This is a genomic window from Lactobacillus gasseri ATCC 33323 = JCM 1131, from assembly GCF_000014425.1.
In the GTDB taxonomy this organism is placed as follows: domain Bacteria; phylum Bacillota; class Bacilli; order Lactobacillales; family Lactobacillaceae; genus Lactobacillus; species Lactobacillus gasseri.
Genome location: NC_008530.1, coordinates 370,339 through 392,735 on the forward strand (window position 1 = coordinate 370,339; position 22,397 = coordinate 392,735).

Annotated in this window: 29 protein-coding genes, 1 other RNA gene, 1 pseudogene and 1 other annotated feature; of the genes and pseudogenes, 26 read left to right on the plus strand and 5 right to left on the minus strand. The window is 35.8% G+C overall.

Translation table 11 applies throughout. From position 1 onward, the window contains the following. The first annotated feature begins 118 nt into the window (after nucleotides 1-118). The 3 genes from LGAS_RS01695 to LGAS_RS01705 all read left to right on the plus strand — a co-directional run bounded on the left by LGAS_RS01695 (nucleotide 119) and on the right by LGAS_RS01705 (nucleotide 2,594). A complete protein-coding gene (locus LGAS_RS01695) occupies nucleotides 119-676 on the plus strand; it encodes a sigma-70 family RNA polymerase sigma factor (RefSeq protein ID WP_003656601.1) in 558 nt (185 codons plus the stop codon). Nucleotides 677-743: 67 nt separating this feature from the next. Beyond that, nucleotides 744-962: a P8 family protein gene (locus LGAS_RS01700; protein WP_003647785.1), complete on the plus strand. Its 219-nt coding sequence runs from the start codon at nucleotides 744-746 to the stop codon at nucleotides 960-962. Nucleotides 963-1,085: 123 nt separating this feature from the next. Next, a complete protein-coding gene (locus tag LGAS_RS01705) occupies nucleotides 1,086-2,594 on the plus strand; it encodes a gluconokinase (RefSeq protein WP_003647784.1) in 1,509 nt (502 codons plus the stop codon). A gap of 47 nt (nucleotides 2,595-2,641) precedes the next feature. Here the strand turns inward: LGAS_RS01705 and LGAS_RS01710 are convergent, their stop codons facing one another. The 4 genes and pseudogenes from LGAS_RS01710 to LGAS_RS01725 all read right to left on the minus strand — a co-directional run bounded on the left by LGAS_RS01710 (nucleotide 2,642) and on the right by LGAS_RS01725 (nucleotide 8,094). Further along, the gene (locus LGAS_RS01710) at nucleotides 2,642-3,778 is read right to left on the minus strand and encodes a glycerate kinase family protein (protein WP_003656600.1); all 1,137 of its coding nucleotides are present in this window, start codon (nucleotides 3,776-3,778) and stop codon (nucleotides 2,642-2,644) included. Between the two features lie 98 nt (nucleotides 3,779-3,876). After that, nucleotides 3,877-5,635, minus strand: a pseudogene (locus tag LGAS_RS01715) (1-deoxy-D-xylulose-5-phosphate synthase). A 98-nt stretch (nucleotides 5,636-5,733) separates the two neighbouring features. Then, entirely contained in the window at nucleotides 5,734-6,981 is a 1,248-nt protein-coding gene (locus LGAS_RS01720) for an MFS transporter (protein ID WP_003647781.1), read from the minus strand. A 96-nt stretch (nucleotides 6,982-7,077) separates the two neighbouring features. Next, entirely contained in the window at nucleotides 7,078-8,094 is a 1,017-nt protein-coding gene (locus LGAS_RS01725; protein WP_011678770.1) for a polyprenyl synthetase family protein, read from the minus strand. 423 nt (nucleotides 8,095-8,517) lie between these two features. Between LGAS_RS01725 and rpmG the strand changes: the two genes are divergently transcribed. The 11 genes from rpmG to LGAS_RS01780 all read left to right on the plus strand — a co-directional run bounded on the left by rpmG (nucleotide 8,518) and on the right by LGAS_RS01780 (nucleotide 15,048). Beyond that, nucleotides 8,518-8,667 carry a 50S ribosomal protein L33 gene (gene rpmG / locus LGAS_RS01730; protein ID WP_003647778.1) on the plus strand — a complete coding sequence of 50 codons (150 nt, stop codon included), beginning with the start codon at nucleotides 8,518-8,520 and terminating at the stop codon, nucleotides 8,665-8,667. A gap of 7 nt (nucleotides 8,668-8,674) precedes the next feature. After that, nucleotides 8,675-8,845 (plus strand): preprotein translocase subunit SecE, encoded by a 171-nt coding sequence (gene secE / locus LGAS_RS01735; protein ID WP_003647777.1) that lies wholly within the window; start codon nucleotides 8,675-8,677, stop codon nucleotides 8,843-8,845. Nucleotides 8,846-8,939: 94 nt separating this feature from the next. Beyond that, nucleotides 8,940-9,491 (plus strand): transcription termination/antitermination protein NusG, encoded by a 552-nt coding sequence (gene nusG, locus LGAS_RS01740; protein ID WP_003647776.1) that lies wholly within the window; start codon nucleotides 8,940-8,942, stop codon nucleotides 9,489-9,491. Nucleotides 9,492-9,621: 130 nt separating this feature from the next. Beyond that, the gene (gene rplK, locus LGAS_RS01745; protein ID WP_003651949.1) at nucleotides 9,622-10,047 is read left to right on the plus strand and encodes a 50S ribosomal protein L11; all 426 of its coding nucleotides are present in this window, start codon (nucleotides 9,622-9,624) and stop codon (nucleotides 10,045-10,047) included. 97 nt (nucleotides 10,048-10,144) lie between these two features. Continuing rightward, the gene (gene rplA, locus LGAS_RS01750; protein ID WP_003647774.1) at nucleotides 10,145-10,837 is read left to right on the plus strand and encodes a 50S ribosomal protein L1; all 693 of its coding nucleotides are present in this window, start codon (nucleotides 10,145-10,147) and stop codon (nucleotides 10,835-10,837) included. A gap of 130 nt (nucleotides 10,838-10,967) precedes the next feature. Then, the gene (locus LGAS_RS01755; protein ID WP_020807807.1) at nucleotides 10,968-11,612 is read left to right on the plus strand and encodes an amino acid ABC transporter permease; all 645 of its coding nucleotides are present in this window, start codon (nucleotides 10,968-10,970) and stop codon (nucleotides 11,610-11,612) included. Next, complete coding sequence (locus LGAS_RS01760) at nucleotides 11,599-12,246, plus strand: amino acid ABC transporter ATP-binding protein (RefSeq protein WP_003647772.1); 648 nt, start codon at nucleotides 11,599-11,601, stop codon at nucleotides 12,244-12,246. Before LGAS_RS01755 ends, LGAS_RS01760 begins: the two co-directional genes overlap by 14 nt. Beyond that, entirely contained in the window at nucleotides 12,246-13,034 is a 789-nt protein-coding gene (locus tag LGAS_RS01765; protein WP_035422887.1) for an amino acid ABC transporter substrate-binding protein, read from the plus strand. Before LGAS_RS01760 ends, LGAS_RS01765 begins: the two co-directional genes overlap by 1 nt. 38 nt (nucleotides 13,035-13,072) lie before the next feature. Beyond that, nucleotides 13,073-13,196 (plus strand) — a sequence feature (ribosomal protein L10 leader region). 37 nt (nucleotides 13,197-13,233) lie between these two features. Next, nucleotides 13,234-13,734, plus strand: coding sequence for a 50S ribosomal protein L10 (rplJ, locus tag LGAS_RS01770; protein ID WP_003647770.1), 501 nt, complete (start codon nucleotides 13,234-13,236; stop codon nucleotides 13,732-13,734). A 43-nt stretch (nucleotides 13,735-13,777) separates the two neighbouring features. Continuing rightward, nucleotides 13,778-14,140 carry a 50S ribosomal protein L7/L12 gene (gene rplL / locus LGAS_RS01775; protein ID WP_003647769.1) on the plus strand — a complete coding sequence of 121 codons (363 nt, stop codon included), beginning with the start codon at nucleotides 13,778-13,780 and terminating at the stop codon, nucleotides 14,138-14,140. A 77-nt stretch (nucleotides 14,141-14,217) separates the two neighbouring features. After that, on the plus strand, nucleotides 14,218-15,048 hold the full coding sequence (locus LGAS_RS01780; RefSeq protein ID WP_003647768.1) for a potassium channel family protein: 831 nt from the start codon (nucleotides 14,218-14,220) through the stop codon (nucleotides 15,046-15,048). A gap of 40 nt (nucleotides 15,049-15,088) precedes the next feature. On the opposite strand, the gene LGAS_RS01785 is transcribed toward LGAS_RS01780, so the two are convergent. Beyond that, entirely contained in the window at nucleotides 15,089-15,313 is a 225-nt protein-coding gene (locus LGAS_RS01785; protein ID WP_003647767.1) for a hypothetical protein, read from the minus strand. A gap of 105 nt (nucleotides 15,314-15,418) precedes the next feature. Between LGAS_RS01785 and LGAS_RS01790 the strand changes: the two genes are divergently transcribed. The 12 genes from LGAS_RS01790 (at nucleotide 15,419) to yabA (ending at nucleotide 22,397) form a co-directional block, all read left to right on the plus strand. Next, nucleotides 15,419-16,030, plus strand: a complete 612-nt coding sequence (locus LGAS_RS01790) for a class I SAM-dependent methyltransferase (protein ID WP_003647766.1) — start codon at nucleotides 15,419-15,421, stop codon at nucleotides 16,028-16,030. A gap of 76 nt (nucleotides 16,031-16,106) precedes the next feature. Next, complete coding sequence (locus tag LGAS_RS01795; RefSeq protein ID WP_003647765.1) at nucleotides 16,107-16,289, plus strand: hypothetical protein; 183 nt, start codon at nucleotides 16,107-16,109, stop codon at nucleotides 16,287-16,289. 162 nt (nucleotides 16,290-16,451) lie between these two features. Beyond that, entirely contained in the window at nucleotides 16,452-16,934 is a 483-nt protein-coding gene (gene tadA / locus LGAS_RS01800; RefSeq protein WP_003647763.1) for a tRNA adenosine(34) deaminase TadA, read from the plus strand. A gap of 33 nt (nucleotides 16,935-16,967) precedes the next feature. Continuing rightward, nucleotides 16,968-17,048: signal recognition particle sRNA small type (ffs, locus tag LGAS_RS09385), an RNA gene on the plus strand. Between the two features lie 62 nt (nucleotides 17,049-17,110). After that, nucleotides 17,111-18,919 carry a DNA polymerase III subunit gamma/tau gene (dnaX, locus tag LGAS_RS01805; protein WP_011678772.1) on the plus strand — a complete coding sequence of 603 codons (1,809 nt, stop codon included), beginning with the start codon at nucleotides 17,111-17,113 and terminating at the stop codon, nucleotides 18,917-18,919. A gap of 12 nt (nucleotides 18,920-18,931) precedes the next feature. Beyond that, the gene (locus LGAS_RS01810) at nucleotides 18,932-19,261 is read left to right on the plus strand and encodes a YbaB/EbfC family nucleoid-associated protein (protein ID WP_003647760.1); all 330 of its coding nucleotides are present in this window, start codon (nucleotides 18,932-18,934) and stop codon (nucleotides 19,259-19,261) included. A 2-nt stretch (nucleotides 19,262-19,263) separates the two neighbouring features. Continuing rightward, nucleotides 19,264-19,863: a recombination mediator RecR gene (recR, locus tag LGAS_RS01815; protein WP_003647759.1), complete on the plus strand. Its 600-nt coding sequence runs from the start codon at nucleotides 19,264-19,266 to the stop codon at nucleotides 19,861-19,863. Next, a complete protein-coding gene (locus LGAS_RS01820) occupies nucleotides 19,860-20,096 on the plus strand; it encodes a YaaL family protein (protein ID WP_003647758.1) in 237 nt (78 codons plus the stop codon). Before recR ends, LGAS_RS01820 begins: the two co-directional genes overlap by 4 nt. A 107-nt stretch (nucleotides 20,097-20,203) precedes the next feature. Further along, nucleotides 20,204-20,845 carry a dTMP kinase gene (gene tmk / locus LGAS_RS01825; RefSeq protein ID WP_003655933.1) on the plus strand — a complete coding sequence of 214 codons (642 nt, stop codon included), beginning with the start codon at nucleotides 20,204-20,206 and terminating at the stop codon, nucleotides 20,843-20,845. A gap of 13 nt (nucleotides 20,846-20,858) precedes the next feature. Further along, nucleotides 20,859-21,185, plus strand: a complete 327-nt coding sequence (locus LGAS_RS01830) for a cyclic-di-AMP receptor (RefSeq protein WP_003647756.1) — start codon at nucleotides 20,859-20,861, stop codon at nucleotides 21,183-21,185. Then, nucleotides 21,185-22,042: a DNA polymerase III subunit gene (locus tag LGAS_RS01835; RefSeq protein WP_003647755.1), complete on the plus strand. Its 858-nt coding sequence runs from the start codon at nucleotides 21,185-21,187 to the stop codon at nucleotides 22,040-22,042. The genes LGAS_RS01830 and LGAS_RS01835 overlap by 1 nt, the downstream gene beginning before the upstream one ends. Nucleotides 22,043-22,052: 10 nt before the next feature. After that, the gene (gene yabA / locus LGAS_RS01840; RefSeq protein ID WP_003647754.1) at nucleotides 22,053-22,397 is read left to right on the plus strand and encodes a DNA replication initiation control protein YabA; all 345 of its coding nucleotides are present in this window, start codon (nucleotides 22,053-22,055) and stop codon (nucleotides 22,395-22,397) included.

Below are 22,397 nucleotides of genomic sequence, written 5' to 3' on the forward strand. Positions count from 1 at the left end.
GTTCCGAAATTAGGCACAGATTTGCTATACTTGTATCCCATAAACATTCGTTCCCTTAGAAAGGATTCATTCTTTTTTTATTCTGATTATCAAATAGAAAAAGGAGGAATTTCCTGAGATGGAAAAAGTGAATGAAGTTTACTTGATTAGAAGGGTGAAAGAAAAGCAAGATATGAAGGCTTTACATGAACTTTTGGACCGGTATCGACCTTTAATCAATGGCGCTAAAATGAATTTTTTCATTCGTAATTTTGATAACGATGACTGGGAACAAGAAGCGTTAATTATGTGTTATCAGAGTTGCTGCACATATGATGAAGATCGAGCAGATAATTTCGGTGCCTACTATCGAACCAAATTCTATAATCATCTAAGATCGCTTTTAAGGTATGAATTAGCCCAAAAAAGGACCGCTTTTACTAAATCAATTTCTTACGACAATGTGGTGCAGAAAAATTTAATTAAAGAAGAAGTTGAAGAAATGCATATTACGCCTCGAAAAGAAATGTATCAAAAGTTTATTAAAGAGCTTTCTGATAAAGAAGTAATTGCTCTAAAAGTTTTTTTAGGAGAGTTAACAATCGAAGAGGCAAGTCAGAAAACAAAGTACAGCCGTTATCAATTATTGCAAGCCAAGGCTCGCTGCAAAGCAAAAATGCAAAAAGAATTGTTTTAAATTCGCATAGAATTAATAAAAAGGCTATAATAAAGGTTGTAGAATTTATTTAGGAGGTAATTTTAAGATGGCAGATGAAGTTATTAAGACAGAATTGTTAGACCGTCACATGAAGGAAGTTTTTGATTGGAGCGACTCTGATATTCCTGTTAGAGATGCACTATGGGACTACTTTATGGAAAAGAATGGTAGAGATACCATGAAGACGGAAAGTGACATGCTTCCGTTCTTGAAAGACTCTGACGATAAGATCGAAGCCTTCGTCAACGAAAATCTTAAGAAGTAACATCACCTAAAAACAATAATTCTACGCACCGTGGTCACGCATTGTTTGACCACCAAAGAACAATCTCTAGGGATTGTTCTTTTTTTGTGAGAAAATATATTTTAAAAAGAAAGGGGCGGCAGCATGGACTATATTATTGGAATGGATATTGGCACCACAGCGAGTAAGGGAGTCTTATATCAAGAAAATGGTAAAAAGATTGCAGAGGCAACAATTCCGTATCCCTTAATTCAAGAAAAAGTGGATCAAGCTGAAGAAGATCCACAAGTGATCTTTGATGCTGTTCAAAAGATTATTTTCGACTTGAGCAAAAAAGTTTCTGGTAAAATTAGTGCAATTTCGTGGTCAAGCCAAATGCATAGCTTAATTGGACTTGGTAAAGATAATCAATTATTAACCAATAGTATTACTTGGGCTGATAATCGCAGTAGAGAAGTTGTAACTACTGCAAAGAAGAGTGGATTAGCTAACAGTATCTACCAACGAACCGGAATGCCGCCTCATCCAATGGCTCCTGTGTATAAGCTATTGTGGATTAAAGAAGAACTTCCAGAGCTTTTTACACAGGTGCAAAAGTGGATTGGAATTAAAGAATACATTATCTGGCGCTTAACTGGAAAAATGATGACAGATATAACAATGGCAGCTGGGACAGGCTTGTTGAACCTAAAAAATTTATCTTGGGATGAAGATTTACTTAACCAAATTAATTTAGAAAAGGAAAAACTGCCAACCTTAGATAAGCCAGAGACAGTTGTGGAAGGAATAATCCCCAATTATATTCAAAAACTAGGATTAAGTGATCAGACAAAAATCATTTTAGGTGCTAGTGATGGCTATTTATCAACAATTGGAGTTGGAGTTTTAAATGAAAAATCTTTTGCTTTAAATGTTGGGACATCTGGTGCTGTGAGAGTAATTGCGCCTGAAGTGGTAGTTGATTCAGAAAATCGCTTTTTTTGTTATCCAGTGGATAAGAAACATTATCTATTGGGCGGACCAGTCAATAATGGCGGTATAGTATTTGAATGGGCTAGAAAGACAATTTTCGGTCCTGATCAGACCGCTGAAGATTTTATCAATGTGGCAGAAAGTGTTCCTGCTGGAAGCAATGGGTTGATCTTTCATCCTTACTTAGGCGGAGAACGGGCACCAATTTGGAATGCTCAAGCACGTGGATCTTTTATTGGACTTACCAGAAATCACACTAAGCCGCAAATGGCTCGTAGTGTTTTAGAAGGAATTGTTTTTAATCTTTTGGGTGCAGCTAGAGGCTTACGTGAAAAAATTGGTGAGCCAGATGCACTAAGAGTGACTGGTGGCTTTGTAAAGAGTGACTTTGTAAGACAGTTGATTGCCGATATTTTTAACTTGCCAGTCATTGTGATTAAAAATGATCAAAGTGGAACCTTAGCGGCAATGTTTTTAGCACAAGTGGGGATGAAAAAAGAGGCAGATTTAGAAAAAATCGCTAAGAAAATTGATGGGAGCAAAATTTATTTTCCTAATCCTAAAAATGTCGCAGTTTATCAAGACATCATTCCTATCTATCGTGAAGTTGAGCATGATTTAGATCAAAGTTATGAAAAAATCGCCAGCTTTCAGGAAAAATATCCTAAATTGTTTGAATAAAGTAAAAATGATCGTTTAGTTTTTGTGCTAAGCGATCATTTTTGAATTTATTTCAATTTTTTAATCAGTCGGCCAATATTTTCACTAGTTTGGGCTAGATCATGTTTGCTGTCCTTGATCGCTTGCTTTAGATCTTTAGCGCCACTTTCGGTCGCAAAGATCGCATCAATTGGCCCATATAGTTCGCTAACTTTCTTACCAATATTACCAGTTAGACAGATTACAGTAGAGTTCGGTGCAACTTCTTTGGCTGCTTTAGCAACTCCATAGGGAGTTTTACCAAACTGGGTTTGAAAATCAGTTGCTCCTTCGCCAGTAAAAATAAAGTCTGCATTCTTTGTTTTTTCTTTGAAATTGGTCATTTCAAGTACGGCTTCAACGCCAGACTGGATGGTAGCATTTGTAAAGGTGAGTAAACCAAAGCCAAGTCCACCAGCAGCCCCAGCACCAGGAGTATGTTCGTAATCTTGCTTTAGATCTCTTCGTGCAATAGCAGCGAAATGGTGTAAATTTTGATCTAACTTTTTTACCATTTCAGGCGTAGCCCCTTTTTGTGGCCCGAAGACAGTTGAAGCACCATTTTTACCAGTAAGTGGATTAGTTACGTCACTAGCTAAAATGATTTCAGTATCTTTTAGACGGGGATCAATTTTAGAATTATCAATTCTGATTAATTGACTTAGATTTCCGCCACCGAATGGAATGTCCTTGCCCTGCAAATTAAGCAGTTTAACACCAAGTGCTTGAGCCATTCCAGCTCCACCATCATTAGTACAACTTCCGCCTAATCCGATAATTATTTTTCTAATTTTTGCGTCTAAAACTGTTTTGATTAATTCTCCAACACCATAAGTAGTAGTTATCAGGGGATTTTTAGTTTGGTCATTAACATATTGTAGACCTGCTGCTTCAGCCATTTCGATGACAGCAGTTTTTTTGTCGCCTAAGATGCCATAATGCGCAGCAACTGAAGTATTTAAAGGACCTCTAACTGATTTAGTAAAAATTTTCCCATTTGTAGCATCAACTAAGGCCTGCATTGTACCTTCACCGCCGTCAGCCATTGGAATTTCAATGTATTCGACAGAAGGGAGGGCTCGTTTTAGGCCAGTGTAAATAGAATTTGCTACTTCTTTTGCGGTAAGTGAACCTTTAAATGAATCAGGTGCGATTATAATTTTCATAGATCTACCTTTTCTGTTTAATGAAATCTTTTTAATAAAAAAGGTGTAAACTGTACAACCTTAAGTACAATTTACACCTTTTGACAAAAATATCTAAATTATTTAATTATCCCTAAAATATCACTGACAATTTGTTCTGGCATCAAATGATCACGTTTATAAATAGATGCCTTTGGCTCGTTATCAGTGTATTCTTTCTTAGCACCGTAATTCTTAACCATCATCTTAGTTGGCCCGTAATAACTTGCGACTTTTTGACCAAAACCACCATCGACGCTGTTATCTTCAAGAGTAACAATTAATTCGTGATCTTTTTGTAGATCATCTAAAGTATCAGTATCAAGGTGAGCAGCAGATTTTGGATTGATTAAAGTAGCGTTGATATTTTCTGTCTTGAGTAAATCAACTATTTTCGCCTAATTGATAAAAGTCGCCTAAACCAATAATTGCTACTTTGGAACCAGGCTTGACATCATACTTGATAGTTGAATAATTTTCGCTAATTGGCTGACCTTCAGGAAGTGGGATAACTGGAGACTTAATTGCTACGGGATGCTTTCTTTACTTAACTGCCCATTCAAGCATTGACTTTAATTCATTTAAAGTAGTAGGTGCTAAGTATTCCCAGTTTGGCCAATTTGCAACCATGGTATTGTCGAAAATACCTAAGTGGGTCTTAGAAGCAGCAGTAATTCCGCCACCAGCAACAATCATTACAACTGGTAAATCGTTAGCTGCAACATCGTGAGAAAGTTGATCATATGCGCGTTGTAAGAAAGTGGAATTTTCAAATAAAATTGGCGTAATGCCTTCCTTAACAGCACCGGCAGCAAAGGCAACAGATTCTTGTTCAGCAATTCCTACATCTTTGTAGTTCTTAGGATAATTATTTTTAATTTCACCTAAGCCGAAGACGCCTGGAATAGCAGCATTGATTACAAGAATATTTTCTTGATTTTCAATATGTTTCTTTAAAAAGTCGAGAATTACAGTACTTGCATTTGGCGTCTTAGGTGCAGGAACTGTAGGTTTATCGGTCTTAAGGTCAAAAGGAAGAACCCAGTGGTGACTAGCTTCATTTTCAATGGCTGGTTCATAACCCTTACCCTTGAGAGTATTAATATGTAAAACGATTGGATGATCAATATCCTTAACTGCCTTGAAGGCATCGATCATAGATTTAATATCGTTCCCTTGACCAACGTATTTGTAATCAAGCCCCATAGCTGTGAATGGGTTGTCTTCAGCTTGACCGTTTGACTCACGTAATTTCTTTAGGGCAGTAACTACGCCACCAACATTGTCATCAATAGACATTTGGTTATCATTAACAACAATAATTAAATTGTGCTTTTCATCAGCTGCATTATTGAAGCCTTCAAAAGCTAAACCACCAGTTAATGAACCATCCCCAATTAAGGCAGTAATATTTTCATGATTACCCATCATATCACGCGCTCTAGCCATCCCTGTAGCTAAGGCAACAGAAGTAGATGTATGACCTACTGCATAATAGTCATATGGACTTTCATCGGGATTTGAATAAGGAGTTACATCTTCGTACTTATCTGGATCAAGCCAGGCATAAGCACGACCTGTTAACATCTTATGTGGATAAGTTTGGTGAGAAACGTCCCAAATAATCTTGTCCTTTGGTGCATCAAAAACATAATGATAGGCAATTGTAGCTTCGACAATTCCAAGGTCAGGACCAAGGTGGCCACCTTCTGCAGCATCTTTTTCTAGAATTAGCGTTCTAATCTCGCTAGCTAATTGTTCTAGCTCTTTTAAGTCTAATTTTTTAAGATCTTTTGGATTTTCGATTTTGTTCAATAAAAATTCTGGATGTTTGTTCATAATTTTTCACCCCAACATAAATAAAAAGGCTTACTCATTTATTGTAGGTCAATGAGTAAGCTTTTACTAATATAAAGTTAGCATAGTGATCTATATGTTTAGTCTATACTTTCTTCTAATCCTTGAGAGGTGGTTTGTTTTTTAAGAGTCAAGAATAATGCAATAAAGCTCAGGGCAAAAGCTGCTGAGTTAATTGCCCAACCGAAGTTGTATGAGCCAGTTGTATCAAATAACAGACCATTTAAGTAAACAGAAGCAGACATTGCAAAAGCCCCAGCCATGTTAATGACAGAAAGAATTGTACTGTAGTCTTTAGCGCCAAATTCTTCACGAATGAGGTAAGGCAGAGCAACTAAGCAAACACCTTGTCCTAATCCTAGAATGAAGGCGGATGCGATAAGAGGCAAGCTAGTCTTGAAGAAAATCTCACCGCTCCAACCTAATAGGCCAAATAAAGAGTAGATTAATAAGGTTAAACGAGTATTAAAGCGGTCAAGCATAAAACCAATAGAAATCTTACCAGCAGCAGCTCCCAGCATTACTCCTGATACTACTGATGCACCAATTGTTAAAGGTAGACCTTGACTAGTAATGTGTCCTGAAATATGTTGTACAGAACCAGAAACAAATTGTAAAGCTAGCATTGCAAAGGCTAAAGCATAAAAGACTGGGGTCTTTAAAGCAGCTTTTAGACTAATACCAGTAGTTTCAAGAACTTTTTCTGGAATATTTTTAACTTTGCCATAAGCATGGTGTTTTTTGTTTGGTTTTTCACGTAAAAAGAATGCGGTAGGAACTAAAATACCAAGAATTAGTAACCCTTCACAAATAAAACCACCTCGCCAGCCAAAATTAGTAATAATATCACCAATTATTGGATTAAAGATAGTACCACCGAATGCAGAAACGCCAAGTGCAATTCCCATAACTGTACCTAATTTCTCATTAAACCAATTACCTAATAAGACAGGAATTGACAGGGTAATAGCGATGGGTTGGCAAATTCCAATAATGATCCAGGCAATGTAAAAATGAGTTAAGCTTTGCGCTACTGACAAACTCAGTATAGAAATACCAATTGCGGTAAAACAGAATGTTAAAAGCCAGCGTAAGTTAAGCTTGGTCATAATTTTACCAGCAAATAAAAGCGTAATAGCTGCTGCCGCATTTTGCAGAGTGGTCATTAAAGCAACACTTGCTCGGCCAACATGGAAACTTTTACTGATTGGCTCAAAGAAGAGACCGATTGTATTAACTATTAGACCGAAGCCAACTAATGAAATCAAGCATGATGCAATAAAGACCCACCATGCAAAAAAGTGCGAAGAATTTTGTTTTTTGTTCACTTCTTATCCTACTTTCTAGAGTATTTATTCCAACAAAATATTATATCGAAAGTGAATGTTAGAGGAAAAGAAAAGAGCGTTTTTTTTAACGCTCTTTTAATATTGTCTTTTTAATAATCTACCTGTTAATTGTTCGATCAAAGCCCGATTCTCATTATCTGGCCAATGTTTTTTTAAACTAGCCAGGGCTTTTTCAGTATATTGATCAGCTAACTTTTGTGCTCGTTCCACGCCGCCAAGATGATTGACCAAATTTTCAATTTCATGTAATTGATCTTGGGTCAGATCTTTTCCCATTTTTACTAATTCGTGTAAATGATTATTGTCATCGTTTTGCAGAGCAAAAATTAAAGGCCCTGAATAAATACCATCTTTAACGTCAAGTAAGACCGGTTTTTTAAAAGTAGAGCTTGTAGTTGTATAGTCCAAAATATCGTCTCTTAGTTGAAAAGCTTGTCCTAGGTATTCCCCAAACTTTTTAGTTTTTAATGCTTTAGTTACTTTAGTTCCACTTTCATAAGCACCAATAAAACAAGCTAAACCAAATAAAACGCCAGTTTTGCCCTTAATTTGGTCTAAATATTCTTTTTCAGAAATGTCGATATTATAGGCATTATTATATTGCTCGGTTTCGCCGACTAAAATATTTTGCATTGTTTTTCCGTCAGCAATTACGCTATGTAAGCTTTGAGCATTTTCACTTAAAAGCGTTAGCGAAAGGGCAACTAAATAGTCACCTGCATAAACGGCGATGTGCTTGCCATACTTAGTTTGAATAGATGGGCGACCATGCCGCATGCTAGATTCATCAATAATGTCGTCATGAATTAAAGTTGCATTATGAAGTGTTTCAATAGAAGTTGCTATTTTCTGAAGCTCGTCATGTTTTTGATCGGCGTCAGGACCAAATGCGCCAAAGAGCATTACACAAGCAGGACGAAGCATTTTTCCAGGAACAGCGAAGGTATCTTCTAGTGCTTGCCCTAATAAACCGGGAACGCTATTGACGTGTGTTAGAATAATATGACTAATTTCGATCATATCTTTTTGTACTTGAGGGAAACTATCCCAAAAAGTGAATTTGTTTTTGATATTATTTCTTTTTTCTAGCATAGTACAGGTAATTAAAAGACTAAGTTATTAACTTGTCTTTTGTCTTTGATCCTTCCAGTCATTGAATATTGGTTATAAGAGTAGTCAAAATTAATAAAAATAAAGTAAATTGAAGCAAAGAATGTTATTTTTCCGCAATATTTTTTAGTTTTAATTATTAAGAACTAGAAGATATAGATCTAAATAGATAATTATAAAAAATGCGATATATCAAGACTTGCTAATCGTTATAATTATATAAAATATCTTTATTTTTACTTAAATAAGATCTTATAATATATAATTTTACACTATCTGGGATCATTATTTAAAAGTAGATATTGATTTTTTACGATATATAATTATCTTACACTTTGCTTTATAGATAGTAATTGCTAAAATAACATTTTTTTGCTAAGATAAATGCAGTTTAGGAGTGGTTTTATGGCAGTAAAGAAAGCAGCTCTTGCATGTACTGTATGTGGCTCTCGCAATTATTCAATTGCAGCCAGCAAGAATAGAACGCAAAGACTTGAACTTAAAAAGTTTTGTAAACACTGCGGTAAGCAGACTTTGCATAAGGAAACGAGGTAGGTAAGCGATGTTTAAGTTTTTTAAGAGTGTTAATCAAACTATGGCAAAGGTATCATGGCCAACTTGGAAACAAAATAGACGTGATACTGGTGTCGTAGTAATTAGCTCAATTTTATTTGGTGCTTACCTTGGATTGCTAGATTTATTATTTAGCTACTTAACGCAATTGTTCTTATAGAGACAGTATATGTGTTATAATTGAATTAGCTAAAAAGCCTCCCTGGGAGGTTTTTTTATTTGCATAAGGTATTATTTTAAGGAGTTTAAAGACAATGGTTGAAACCAGCGAAAAGAAATGGTACGTTTTACACACTTATTCTGGCTACGAAGAAAAGGTTAAGAAAGATTTACTTTCTAGAGCCCAATCAATGGGAATGCAAAACTATATCTTTCGTGTAATTGTTCCTGAAGAGCAAAAGACTGAAACTGTTCGTGGTAAGAAACAAGAAGTTGATGAAAAGGTATTTCCAGGATATGTTTTAGTAGAAATGGTAATGACTGACGAAAGTTGGTACGTTGTTAGAAATACGCCAAACGTTACTGGATTTGTTGGCAGTCACGGTGGTGGATCAAAGCCATCTCCTTTATATGATGAAGAAATCGAAAGAATTCTTAAGTCTCAAGGACAACCAGCTAAGGAGCCAAAAGCTGACTATGAAGTTGGTGAAACAGTAACTATTATCGATGGTGCATTTAGCGGCATGAGCGGTAAAATTACAGAAATTAACCCAGAAAAAGATAAACTTTATGTTTCAATTGATATGTTCGGCAGAGAAACAAACGCTGAACTTGACTATAACCAAGTAAAAGAATTTGATGAATAATAAAGTCTAATTAACTATTGTCAATTTGAGTAATTGCTGGTAGTATATTAGAGTATCTTTATTATTGTGGGAGGAGAAGAAGGAAAATTCTCCATTATAACCGCATCACGGAATCAAGGAGGTATTGACCGTGGCAAAGAAAGTTATTAACGTAGTTAAACTGCAAATTCCTGCTGGTGCAGCAACTCCTGCACCTCCAGTTGGTCCTGCATTGGGTCAAGCTGGAATCAACATCGTTGGTTTCACTAAGGACTTCAACGCACGTACTGCTGATCAAAAGGGTATGATTATCCCTGTAGTTATTACAGTATATGAAGATCGTTCATTCGAATTCATTACTAAGACTCCACCAGCAGCTGTTCTTTTGAAGAAGGCTGCCAAGGTTGACAAGGGTTCTGGTGAACCTAACACTAAGAAGGTTGCTAAGGTAACTAAGGACCAAGTTAAGGAAATTGCCGAAACCAAGATGAAAGATCTAAACGCTGCAGATGTTGAAGCTGCTATGCGCATGATTGAAGGTACTGCTAGAAGCATGGGCTTCACTGTAGAAGACTAGTGTTTTTAGGAACGTCGGATCGTTAATCAAAATTAACGAATCAAGGTGGGAGAGTTTGAGAAGACTCGTTTGACCACATTTTCAGGAGGATTTTTACATGGCAAAGCATGGAAAGAGATATTTAGAAGCAGCTAAAAAAGTTGATTCAACTAAATTTTATTCAGTAGATGAAGCTATGAAGTTAGCAAAAGAAACTTCATACGCAAACTTTGACGCAACTATCGAAGTTGCATATAACTTAAGCGTTGACCCAAAGCAAGCAGATCAACAAATTAGAGGTGCATTGGTACTTCCAAACGGTACTGGTAAATCTAAGAAGGTTGTTGTTTTTGCTGAAGGTCCACAAGCTGACCAAGCTAAAGAAGCAGGTGCTGACGAAGTTGGTTCTGACGATTTAGTAGAAAAAGTTCAAAACGGTTACTTAGACTTTGACGTAGTTATTGCTACTCCAATGATGATGGCTAAAGTTGGTCGTTTAGGTCGTATCTTAGGACCTAAGGGCTTAATGCCAAACCCTAAGACTGGTACTGTTACTATGGACGTTGCTAAAGCTGTTGAAAACCAAAAAGCAGGTCAAGTTGAATACCGTGTTGATAAGCAAGGTTTAATTCACGCACCAATCGGTAAGGCTTCATTTGACGCTGATAAGTTAGCACAAAACTTTGATGCATTACGTGATGTTATTCTTCGTGCACGTCCTGCATCAGCTAAGGGTCAATACATTAAGAGTGTTGCCGTTTCTGCAACCTTTGGCCCTGGTATCCACTTGGATCCATTGAACTTAGACTAATTAATAGTTATTTAATTAAGCAAAAAGACTTCACATTGGTGAAGTCTTTTTTTGTACTAAGGTTGAAAGTACAATTAGATTTTAGTTAGAATTAAACAATACGCTATTTTTAGAACAGGAGGTGAAGGAAGTGCTAAATTATATTTTTAGTATTTTACCTTCATTGTTTTCCGGTGCTTGGTTAACTATCGAAATCTTTTTTTGGACAACTGTAGTCTCTATCCCATTAGGCTTATTAGTCGCTTTTGGCTTACATTCAAATTTAAAGCTGGTTAAGGCTATTTTGAAATTTTATGTATGGATCATTCGTGGTACGCCACTTTTACTGCAATTGATTTTTATTTTTTATGGCTTGCCAACTGTCGGAATAGTCTTTCCGAGATATGAAGCTGCTTTGGTTGCATTTATTATTAACTATGCAGCTTACTTTGCAGAAATTTTTCGGGGAGGTTTACAAGCTGTTCCAGTTGGACAATTTGAAGCTGCACAAGTACTGGGGTTAAGTCGCTGGCAAACTATTAATCGAATTGTTCGACCGCAAGTTGTTAAAATTGTTCTTCCTTCGATTGGAAATGAATTAATTAATTTGGTCAAGGATTCCAGTTTAGTTTATGTAATTGGCTTGGGCGATTTACTTCGTGCTGGAAATGTGGCAACGGCTCGTGATGTATCTTTAGTTCCACTTGTCTTAGTGGGATGTGTGTATTTGGCAATGACAGCTGTTTTGACAGCTTTATTACGAGTAGTGGAGAAGAAGAGCAATGTCTGGAAATAAAGTCTTAGAACTCAAAAATATCAGTAAAAGTTTTGGTACAAGAAAGATCATTGATAAGTTGAACTTGTCACTTGATCAAGGTGATATCCTAAGTATTATTGGACCATCAGGTGCAGGTAAGACAACATTATTACGTTTAATTGCCGGTCTTGAAAGTGCAGATAGTGGAAAATTTATCCACAATGGAAAAGAATTTGATCCAACTGATCGTAATAATCATTTGTTAGGGATGGTTTTTCAAGATTATAATTTATTCCCTAATCTTTCAGTGATGGATAATATTACTTTAGCTCCAATTATGGTGAATAAGATGAGTAAGGCAGATGCGGAAAAGGTGGCAGAACCTGTTTTAAAGCAGTTAGATTTGGAAAAGTTTAAGAATTTGTATCCTTACCAGTTATCAGGTGGTCAAAAGCAACGTGTGGCAATTGCTAGAGCACTGCAAATGAAACCAGAAATTTTGTGTTATGATGAACCGACTTCAGCTTTAGATCCCGAATTGGTAGGAAAGGTAAAAGAAATTTTCTTAAAGCTTAAGCAAACTGGAATGACGCAAGTTGTTATTACGCATGACCATCAATTTGGAAAAGCCGTTGCTGATAAAATATTAAAAGTTGAGCCAATAGAAAAATGATGAAAAAAATAATAAAACTTCTCGGCCTACTGATTATTGTAATTACTTCTGTTGGATTGGCAGGCTGCCAAAGACAAGCAAGCTCTTGGCAGAAAATTAAAGAGCGTGGAACTCTAGTAATTGGTGTGGATGATAGTTTTGTACCAATGGATTTTCGTCAAAAAAATGGTAAGCTAGTGGGCTTTGATGTTGACTTAGCAACAGCCGTCTGCAAGGAAATTGGTTTAAAACCTGATTTTCAAACTATCGACTGGTCGATGAAAGAAACCGAATTACGTAATGGAACAATTGATGTCATTTGGAATGGGTATACTAAAACTAAAGCTCGAGCAAAAAAAGTAGCTTTTTCACGACCTTACCTTGAAAACGATCAAATTTTAGTAACGCGTAAAAAAGAACAGATCAATAATTATTGCCAAATGAAAGGTAGGATTCTCGGAGTACAAACAGGATCGTCTGGTGCCGATGACTTGGATAATTATCCTAATGTTCTAAAAAAGCGGGTTAAAAGCACGGTTTTATATGATACTTATAACAATGCCTTCATCGATTTAAAAGCTGGCAGAATCGACGGTTTATTGATCGATGGGGTATATGCAAACTATTACTTAGCTCATAGCAAGTACCAAAAAGAATTTAAAAAAGAAAAACTACCATATCCAAGCGAAAAATTTTCAGTAGGAATCAATAAGAAAGATCAAATTTTGAAAGATAAGATTAATCAAGCGCTTGATCATTTAGAAAAGACTGGCGAGTTAGAAAAGATAAAACAAAAATGGTTTAATTAAAAAAAGCTATTGACGACTAATCTAATTTAAGGTAATATATTGTACAGTAAATTCTACCTAAGACTCGGGTGGCTAACGTGCCTTAATATCCCGCCGAGGCCAGAAAAACTAAGAGTTTTATAACTCCATGTCTTTTTGGCATGGAGTTTTTATTTCGGCTGATAGAATTTATCTTAAAGTAAATTTGGAGGTGAATTCGTTGAGTAAAGCAATCATTGCTAAAAAAGAAAAGCTTGTTGATGACTTTGCAGCAGAACTTAAGGAAGCTAAAGCTATCTTAGTAATTGACTACTTAGGTTTAACTGTTGAAGAAGTAACTAACTTACGTAAGGATTTACGTGATTCTAACGTTAAGATGAAAGTTATCAAGAATACTTACTTAAAGCGTGCTGCTGAAAAGGCTGGTATCGAAGGTTTAGACGATACTTTTGTTGGTCCTACTGCTGTTGTTTACACTGCTGATGCAGATGACATTACTGAACCAGCTCGTATTGTTTCTAAATACGAAGATGATATCGACGCATTATCAATTAAAGGTGGTATGCTCGAAGGTAAGGTTGCCAGCCAAGAAGAAATCAAGAAACTTGCAGCTATTCCAGGTCGCGAAGGTTTACTTTCAATGCTTGTATCTGTATTACAAGCTCCAGTTCGCAACTTTGCATATGCTGTTAAGGCTGTCGCTGATTCAAAAGACGAATAATTATAGTAAATTTACACATATCTAATTTCGGAGGAAACTTATAATGGCTTTAGATACTGAAAAGATTATTGAAGATTTAAAAGGTGCTTCAATCCTTGAATTAAACGACTTAGTAAAGGCTATTGAAGACGAATTTGGTGTTTCAGCTGCTGCTCCAGTTGCTGCTGCAGGTGCTGCAGGCGCAGGTGCAGAAAAGACTGAATTTGACGTTGAATTGACTGATGTTGGTCAAGAAAAAGTTAAGGTTATCAAGGTTGTTCGTGACATCACTGGTCTTGGCCTTAAGGATTCTAAGGACCTTGTTGATGGTGCTCCTAAGAACGTTAAGGAAGGCGTTTCTGAAGACGAAGCTAACGACATCAAAGCTAAGCTTGAAGAAGTTGGCGCAACTGTTACTGTTAAGTAATAAGGTCTTAACTGAACACACTATTAAAAATGAGGACTCTATTTTACGGAGTCCTCATTTTTGTTTACAATAAAATTATGCTTAAGAAAAATTTTTATAAATGGTTTAAGGCTACTTTAGCTATCGTTTCAATTGTACTAATCGTTTTAGACTTTGCAGCCATAATTGATATTAATGGCACCAATAGTAAGTGGTTTTGGCTTAACAATATTATTTTAATTATTTTAGCAATTGATTATTTTTATAGGCTATATCTTGCTAAAGATAGGCGGGCTTTTTTTAGAAATAATATTTTTGAATTAGTGGCAATTATTCCAGTGGGAATTGCTTTTAACTGGATGAAATTTGCACAATTGGGAGATATTGGTCTATATTTTAGACTTTTGCGTTTAATTCGCTTGGCCGGATTAGTGGGGATGCTGAAAGATATTCTGCACACTCATGGCATTTTATACGTAATATATTTTAGTATTGCATTTTTAATGTTGGGATCAGTTGCAATTTCAATTACTGAACATGTTTCACTTGATCAAGCATTTTGGTGGGCGATTACTACTGCAAGTACGGTTGGTTATGGTGATATTTCACGACATACAATTTCTCCGCAATCTTTACTGGGAAAATTAGTGATTTTGGCAATGATCTTGATTGGAGTAGGAGTGATGGGGATCGTTACTAGTTCTCTTACTGCCTATTTGATGAGGAGAAATGAAGGAAAAGTCAGCATTAAAGATAAAGATGCAGAATTAACCTTAATTTTAGATAAATTAGACCGGTTAGAGCAGCAAAATAAGCTGCTAGCTGAACAAAATCAAAATTTACAAAAACAAATCCAAGAATTAAAGGATACTCATACACCTAGTGAATGGAACAAGTTTAAAGATTGGATCGAAAAAAAGAAAAGATAAAAATTAAAGCGTAAATTCAAAAAGATGAATTTACGCTTTTTTACATAGTTAAATAAAAATGTAAAATGATCATAAATAAAAGATAACAACCAGCAAGGATAATAATAACCCAACCAGCAGTCAGCCAAAACCTAGCCCAAGTTTGACTATTAGTTGAAAGAACACGACCAAAGACAGCTTGGTTGCCCTTTATTCTGAATCCCATCCATAGACAGAAAATTCCGACAATAATTGCTAAAATAAATATAGGAATAGAAACTAACATTCTATCTCTCCCTTTCTGTAATCATTCTAATTATAAAGCTTTGTAGAAAAAAGCAAAGTAGAATTGATAAACTATAAGATAGAAATTAAAGAAGCGAGAATAATTATGACAAAAAAGAATCAAATGTATTTTGCGGCTAATCCAGATGCTAAGCATGATGAACATTTAGTTGATTATCATATTGATGATATTGATTTGAAATTTACAACTGATGCAGGCGTATTTTCAAAATTAAGAATTGACTATGGTTCTGGTGTGTTAATTAAAACCATGAAAGAACTAACTTTTCCAGAAGCTGGAATTTTAGACGTTGGAACAGGTTATGGTCCAATGGGGCTATTTGCAGCTAAATTTTGGCCAGATCAAGAAGTTGATATGGTAGATGTAAATGAGCGTGCGATAGATTTAGCCAAAAGAAATGCACAATTTAATCACATTGATAATGTAAATATTTATGAATCAAATATTTATGAACAGGTGGATAACAAGTATGGACTCATAATTACTAATCCACCAATTCGGGCTGGAAAGAAAGTAGTCGACCAAATTTTATCTGAAGCTAAAGAGCATTTAGTGGAAAATGGAATTTTGCTAGTCGTCATTCAGAAAAAACAAGGGGCCCCAAGTGCAAAGAAGTTAATGACAAAAGTATACGGAAACTGTGAAATTCTAGCTCGGGATAAGGGATATTACATTTTAATGAGCAAAAATAATTAAAAAGATAACGATAATGGTTTATAATGAAAGCGAATACAAAGTGATAAAGATAATGCTTTGAAAGAAGTGAATCATTATGAAACTATTGATTAATATTATTTTAGTCTTAATTGTTTTGGCTGGGTTTGGTGGAATGATTTATTTATCAGTTAATGGTAATAGGTTCCTTGGAGCAGCTGGTTTAGCAATGCTTTATTTTGTCGGATCAATTGGCTATTTCGTTAACTGCTATACGATTAAAAAACGTGGCCGGATTTAATAGAAGAGGTCTAAAAGATCTTTTTTATTTTTACTTTTTATACTATACATGAATATGTTTAATGATGAACTTCTTTAAGTCAGCCAGTTAATTTAACTGGCTTTTTCGATTACAATAATAAGGAGCAATAAAGAATTATAGGAAAGATATTGAATAAAGGGTATGTTTGAAAAAAAAGATAAGGAAAAATACATGCAGCTAGCTTTTGCACAGGCCAAAAAAGCTGAAGATCAAGGAGAAGTGCCGATTGGTGCAATTGTTGTGGATAAAGATGGAAATGTAATTGGAGAAGGTTACAACAGACGTGAGCTTGATGAGGATGCAACGCAGCATGCTGAAATGATTGCAATTAGACAAGCTTGTCAAAATCTAGGTTCATGGCGCTTGGTAGATTGCAGTTTATTCATTACGCTTGAACCATGTCCGATGTGCAGCGGTGCAATTATTAACTCACGGCTAGCTGAAGTGTATTATGGCGCTTTTGACCCCAAGGCTGGAGCAGCTGGAAGTGTAATTGATCTATTCAAGGTGGAAAAATTTAATCATCATCCTAAAGTTTTTGGTGGCTTATTTAAAGATCAAGCGGCACAGATGCTAAAAGACTTTTTCCGCGAAATTAGGCGTAAACAAAAGCAAGATAAATAGTGGAAAAAATAATTAAAATACTGTATTATAGTTTGTGGGCAATGTCCGACCTCCAAATTGTGTCAGGACCGGAAGGTAGCAGCACTAAGGTTGCTTGGACATGTGCCTTTTTTTGAGAAATTAAACAGCTCTTAGCTCGTTTGAGCTAGGAGTTTTTTTGATAAAGGAAGTGCAAAATGGCTTATCAAGCGCTATATCGTAAATGGCGTCCTAGAACTTTCGATGGGGTTGTAGGTCAAACAGCGATTACTGATACATTAAAAAATGCAATCAAGCGTGGCAAGATATCACATGCTTTTTTGTTTGCGGGACCACGTGGTACTGGTAAAACATCATGTGCGAAAATTTTTGCCAAGGCCTTAAATTGTACTAATTTGCAAGATGGTGAGCCATGTAACGAGTGTGAGAACTGTCTTGCGGCAGATAAAGGGACGATGAATGATATTATCGAAATCGATGCAGCATCAAACAACGGTGTTGATGAGATTCGTGATATCCGCGATAAGGTAAAATATGCCCCCACCCAGGGAAAATATAAAGTTTATATTATCGACGAGGTTCATATGCTTTCAATGGGTGCCTTTAATGCCTTGCTTAAGACACTAGAGGAGCCACCTGAGCATGTGGTATTTATTTTAGCTACAACTGAATTACAAAAAGTCCCAGCAACTATTATTTCAAGAACGCAACGCTATAATTTTAAGCGGATTGATCAGCATGATTTGATTGCTCGCATGACTTACATTCTTGGTCAAGAAAAGATCGACTTTGAAGAAAAGGCACTTGAAGTAATTGCTCAAGTAGCTGATGGTGGAATGCGGGACAGTTTAAGTATCTTGGATCAAATTTTATCCTATGATCAGGATAAGGTTAAGTATGACGATGCCTTAAAAATTACTGGTTATGCTGCTCAAGAAAAGATTGAGCAAGTCTTACTAGACTTACTTAAGGGCCAAACGTCAGAAGCATTCGAGATAGTTCATAATTTACTTCAAGACGGTGCATCAACTAAGAATATTTTAGATGAACTAATTAGCTTGACTGTAAAAGGGATGCTGGTTGTTAAGAGCAATAAAGAAGCAACTTTTTTAACTAAAGATTATGTAACTGAATTAGCTAAAATTCCAGAAGAAAAGTTTTATAATTTAGTTCAAGCAGCCAATACTGCTTTAAATGATTTGCGCTACACTAATCAGCAACAAATTCCACTTGATGTGTTTGTGGTTCAAGTTACGCAAGCAGCAGGTGAAAAAGCACCAGTAGAACAAGGCGATGCAGTTTCTTCAGCTGTTGTTCAAAAATTAAAAAGTGAAATAGATAGTTTGAGTAAACAAGTTGCTGAATTGAAAAATAGACCTGTTCAAGCAACTCGCAGAATTAGCTCTGACTTTTCTGGAACCATTAAGACAGAAACTAATTCTCATCCTAAAAAAGTTGTTGATCAAGCAGCTGATACTGAGCAAAAGCCTAAGAGAAGAAAAGCTAGCGCTAATAACCAGGCAGCGCAAGAAAATAATCGTCGTCAAGTCTATCATGTACTTGAAAATGCAACTAAAGAAGATTTAAATACAGTCAAAGATATTTGGCCAGACTTATTGTCTACTTTGAAGGTATCTCAAAGAGCCGTCATGGAAGTTTTGAATCCTGTAGCTGCAAGTCATGAGCAAATTGTTTTAAAATGTAAATATGAATTATGGTTTGAACGAGCAAATCAAGATGGGGATCTAATTTCTCAACTTGAAACTGAGATTGCCAAATTAACAAAGCATAATTATAGTATTGTTTTAGTTGCAGATTCTTCATGGTTAAAAGTACGGCATGATTTTGTGGCAAGTCATAAGGAAGAATTACTTGCTAAGAAATTTCAAAAAATAGAAAAATCTGAACAAGAAGCAAATGAAAACCAGGTAGATCCTCAAGCTAAAAAGGAAGTCATTGATAAGGCAAAAGAACTTTTTGGCGATCTAGCACAGATTAAAGATTAAGGAGAGAAAAAAATGAGTAGAAGACCTAATTTTGGCGGTATGGGCATGGGCAACATGCAAGGTTTAATTAAGCAAGCTAAAAAGATGCAACAACAAATGGAAGCTGAACAAGCAAATTTAGCTACTCAAGAATTCGTTGGTAAATCTGCTGACGATATGGTAGTAGCAACTTTTAGCGGCGACCGTCAATTAAAAGACTTAAAGATTGATAAGGAAGCAATTGATCCAGACGATCCAGATATGCTTCAAGATTTAGTTATTGATGCTGTTAATAAAGGAATTAAGGCAGTTGATGATGCTACTCAAGCATCAATGGGAAAATACACTAAAGGTTTGATGTAATTATGCAATATCCATTACCAATTGCACGTTTAATTGATAATTATATGAAGTTGCCTGGTATTGGTGAAAAAACAGCAACGCGGTTAGCTTTTTATACAATGGACATGCCTGAAGATGATGTGGAAGACTTTTCCAAGTCATTAATACAGGTAAAAGAAAATCTTCATTCTTGTTCTATTTGTGGAAATATTACCGAAAGCGATCCATGTGAAATTTGCCGAGATGCAAATCGTGATCGCTCAACAATTATGGTAGTAGAACAGCCAAAAGATGTAATGGCTTTTGAAGAAATGGGCGAATATAACGGTTTATACCATGTTTTACATGGTGTTCTGTCCCCAATGGATGGTGTTGGCCCAGAAGAAATTAATATTAAGAGCCTAATTACTAGACTGCAAAAGCAAGATGAAGTTAAAGAAGTTATTTTAGCTTTAAATTCTAGCCCAGAAGGTGAAGCAACTGCAATGTACTTAGCTAAGCTAATCAAACCAGCCGGCTTGAAAGTGACGCGCCTAGCTGCGGGATTAGCTGTAGGTAGCGATATTGAATATGCAAATTCAATTACGTTGAAGCGCGCTGTTCAAGGGAGAACAGATCTATGATTGGAAAAAGGCATAAAGTAAAAAAAGCAGGCGATGAACGACTATTAAAAGTAGTTGCTCAACTGCAGAGACAACTTGCAGAACAAAAAGTTTTTGATCAGACAACAATTGATTATTCATTTGATAATCGCGTTTTAAATAAAATTCTACATGCAAAATTTATTTTTTTGTATGAAGAAGCAAGAAGAAGAAACACTAAATCTAGTAGCTCATCAAGCGTGATTACTAGATAATGTAGTCCACCACTGGTGGGCTTTTTTTGTGGAAAAATAAATAATCTGAAAAAAACAAGTCTTTCTTTCTTTTTTCTTTTACAGTACAATGCCAATTGGGGGTAGACATGAGAGGATATTTAATTACATTTGAAGGCCCAGATGGGGCAGGTAAAACCACAGTTATCAACGAGCTTATCAAGCAGTTGCCAAAAGAAATACAAGAAAAGACGATTATTACACGTGAGCCTGGTGGATCAAAAATTTCTGAAAATATTAGAACAATTATTTTAGACCCAGCAAACAAGGAAATGGATGATCGAACTGAAGCTCTTCTTTATGCAGCTCAAAGAAGTCAACATGTTAGTGAAGTTATCCGTCCGGCTTTGGAAGCTGGAAAAATTGTTTTATCAGATCGATTCATTGACAGTTCTTTAGCCTACCAAGGCGTTGGGCGTAATTTGGGTGTTGAAGCTGTAAAACAAATTAATGATTTCGGAACTGGCGGTCTTGAACCTGATTTGACGATCTTTTTAGACTTAGATCCCGCAACTGGTTTGGCTAGAATTGAAAAGGAACGGGCCGGACAAGAAGATCGGCTTGAGCAGGAAAAATTAGCTTTCCACCAAAAGGTTTATGCCGGATATACAGACTTGTTAAAACGATATCCTGATAGAATTAAAAAGGTGGATGCTAATTTGCCAATCAAGGAAGTTGCGGCTAATAGTGTTAAAATAATAAGAAAGCAATTACCTGATATTTTTATGTAAGGATTTGGTAAGAATGAAACTCGTTTTAGCAATTGTACAAGATAAAGACGCGGATGCACTGGCAAGAGAATTTATTCAAAATAATGTGCGTGCAACTAAATTAGCTACAAGTGGCGGCTTTTTAAAGGCAGGAAATACAACTTTTATTGTTGGTATTGAAGATGACCGAGTAAATGAAGTATTAGAAATTATTAAAAAGAGCTCACATACTAGAGAACAGTATGTTTCTAATGTGAATATGGATGCAGCGGGCACTTCAATGCTAGGCAAGCCTGTTCAAGTTACTGTAGGCGGAGCAACAGTCTTTGTATTACCAGTTGAGGAATTTAAGCACTTTTAATGATTGATTTAAAGAATGTAGGTCAAAAGCAGACTAATCTTTTAAGAGATGCATATTTAAACAAAAAGGTCGCCCACAGTTATTTGTTTGTCGATCCAATGCAGAAAAAGGGACTTAATACAGCTTATTGGCTGGCCTGTCTTTTTAATTGTCTGGGAGAAAATAAGCCTGATGGAACTTGTAATAATTGCCAAAGAATTTTAGATGGCAATCATCCTGATGTTTTTTTAGTAAAACTAGAAGGAAAACAGACGCTATCGATTGATCAAATTCGTCCTTTGAAAGAAGAATTGGCAAAAAGTCCTGTCGAAGGTAAGCGGCGCTTTTTTATCATTGAAAATGCTGAAAAATTAACTTTAGCTGCAAGTAACGCCTTGCTTAACTTATTAGAAGAGCCAGTAGCGCCAGTAGTTACGATCTTGATAACTAATAACGAAAATCAAATTTTGCCAACGGTTAAGTCTAGAACGCAGATTCTTAATTTCTCTGATGAAAAGATTGATAGTAAAAGAGCGCAGTTGCTTGAATACGGGTTAACTGATGAAGAAATTGAGGATCTAGGCGATACAGCTAAGCTTGAAGAAGAAAGCAAGTATTTGTTTCAAGAGTTATTAGAACAAAATGATTTAGCACTGGTGCGCGTTAGCCAAATTAGCAGTCTTGCTACAAAGCCAGCGAGTCAGAAATTTATTTTTTATCAGCTTAAGACTTTAGCGATGAAGAGTCTAGCAGCTGGTGAAAAGTTAAGGAAAAGTGCATTCTTATTGGAATTGTTGATGACTTGCGATAAGATGCGAGCTAGTAATGTTAGTTTCCACAATACGTTAGATTATTTAGTATTGAGTTTTGAACGGTAGGTGTTTTTGAGTGGATCCATTTTCACAATTGTCACAATTACAGCAAAATCTTCAGGCAATGACAAAAACTGTTGCCGGTCTGGAAAATGACATGCTTGAAGTATTGAAAGAAAATACAGAATTAAAGGTTGAAAACCAACTATTAAGAGAAAAAATTAGTAAATTAGACGCTAATAAAGAACCGGCTGAAAACAAATCTCAAGCTGGTTTAAAGTCACTACGTAATATTTATGACTCAGGTTATCATATTTGCAACATGTATTATGGTTCTCACCGTGAATCTGGTGAAGATTGTATGTTTTGCTTAGATATTCTAGACAACTTCGTAAATCACGGACAAAAAAATAGGGGATAA

Bases quoted from the DNA above. Each gene is read 5' to 3' on its own strand.
- LGAS_RS01820 (WP_003647758.1), top strand. From the start codon at position 19,860: ATGATTGGAAAAAGGCATAAAGTAAAAAAAGCAGGCGATGAACGACTA.
- secE (WP_003647777.1), top strand. From the start codon at position 8,675: ATGTTTAAGTTTTTTAAGAGTGTTAATCAAACTATGGCAAAGGTATCA.
- LGAS_RS01785 (WP_003647767.1), bottom strand. From the start codon at position 15,313: ATGTTAGTTTCTATTCCTATATTTATTTTAGCAATTATTGTCGGAATT.
- LGAS_RS01725 (WP_011678770.1), bottom strand. From the start codon at position 8,094: ATGCTAGAAAAAAGAAATAATATCAAAAACAAATTCACTTTTTGGGAT.
- LGAS_RS01695 (WP_003656601.1), top strand. From the start codon at position 119: ATGGAAAAAGTGAATGAAGTTTACTTGATTAGAAGGGTGAAAGAAAAG.
- rpmG (WP_003647778.1), top strand. From the start codon at position 8,518: ATGGCAGTAAAGAAAGCAGCTCTTGCATGTACTGTATGTGGCTCTCGC.
- rplA (WP_003647774.1), top strand. From the start codon at position 10,145: ATGGCAAAGCATGGAAAGAGATATTTAGAAGCAGCTAAAAAAGTTGAT.
- LGAS_RS01795 (WP_003647765.1), top strand. From the start codon at position 16,107: ATGAAACTATTGATTAATATTATTTTAGTCTTAATTGTTTTGGCTGGG.
- LGAS_RS01780 (WP_003647768.1), top strand. From the start codon at position 14,218: ATGCTTAAGAAAAATTTTTATAAATGGTTTAAGGCTACTTTAGCTATC.
- LGAS_RS01790 (WP_003647766.1), top strand. From the start codon at position 15,419: ATGACAAAAAAGAATCAAATGTATTTTGCGGCTAATCCAGATGCTAAG.
- LGAS_RS01700 (WP_003647785.1), top strand. From the start codon at position 744: ATGGCAGATGAAGTTATTAAGACAGAATTGTTAGACCGTCACATGAAG.
- nusG (WP_003647776.1), top strand. From the start codon at position 8,940: ATGGTTGAAACCAGCGAAAAGAAATGGTACGTTTTACACACTTATTCT.
- LGAS_RS01710 (WP_003656600.1), bottom strand. From the start codon at position 3,778: ATGAAAATTATAATCGCACCTGATTCATTTAAAGGTTCACTTACCGCA.
- recR (WP_003647759.1), top strand. From the start codon at position 19,264: ATGCAATATCCATTACCAATTGCACGTTTAATTGATAATTATATGAAG.
- tadA (WP_003647763.1), top strand. From the start codon at position 16,452: ATGTTTGAAAAAAAAGATAAGGAAAAATACATGCAGCTAGCTTTTGCA.
- rplL (WP_003647769.1), top strand. From the start codon at position 13,778: ATGGCTTTAGATACTGAAAAGATTATTGAAGATTTAAAAGGTGCTTCA.
- LGAS_RS01765 (WP_035422887.1), top strand. From the start codon at position 12,246: ATGAAAAAAATAATAAAACTTCTCGGCCTACTGATTATTGTAATTACT.
- LGAS_RS01760 (WP_003647772.1), top strand. From the start codon at position 11,599: ATGTCTGGAAATAAAGTCTTAGAACTCAAAAATATCAGTAAAAGTTTT.
- dnaX (WP_011678772.1), top strand. From the start codon at position 17,111: ATGGCTTATCAAGCGCTATATCGTAAATGGCGTCCTAGAACTTTCGAT.
- LGAS_RS01835 (WP_003647755.1), top strand. From the start codon at position 21,185: ATGATTGATTTAAAGAATGTAGGTCAAAAGCAGACTAATCTTTTAAGA.
- LGAS_RS01705 (WP_003647784.1), top strand. From the start codon at position 1,086: ATGGACTATATTATTGGAATGGATATTGGCACCACAGCGAGTAAGGGA.
- LGAS_RS01810 (WP_003647760.1), top strand. From the start codon at position 18,932: ATGAGTAGAAGACCTAATTTTGGCGGTATGGGCATGGGCAACATGCAA.
- tmk (WP_003655933.1), top strand. From the start codon at position 20,204: ATGAGAGGATATTTAATTACATTTGAAGGCCCAGATGGGGCAGGTAAA.
- LGAS_RS01830 (WP_003647756.1), top strand. From the start codon at position 20,859: ATGAAACTCGTTTTAGCAATTGTACAAGATAAAGACGCGGATGCACTG.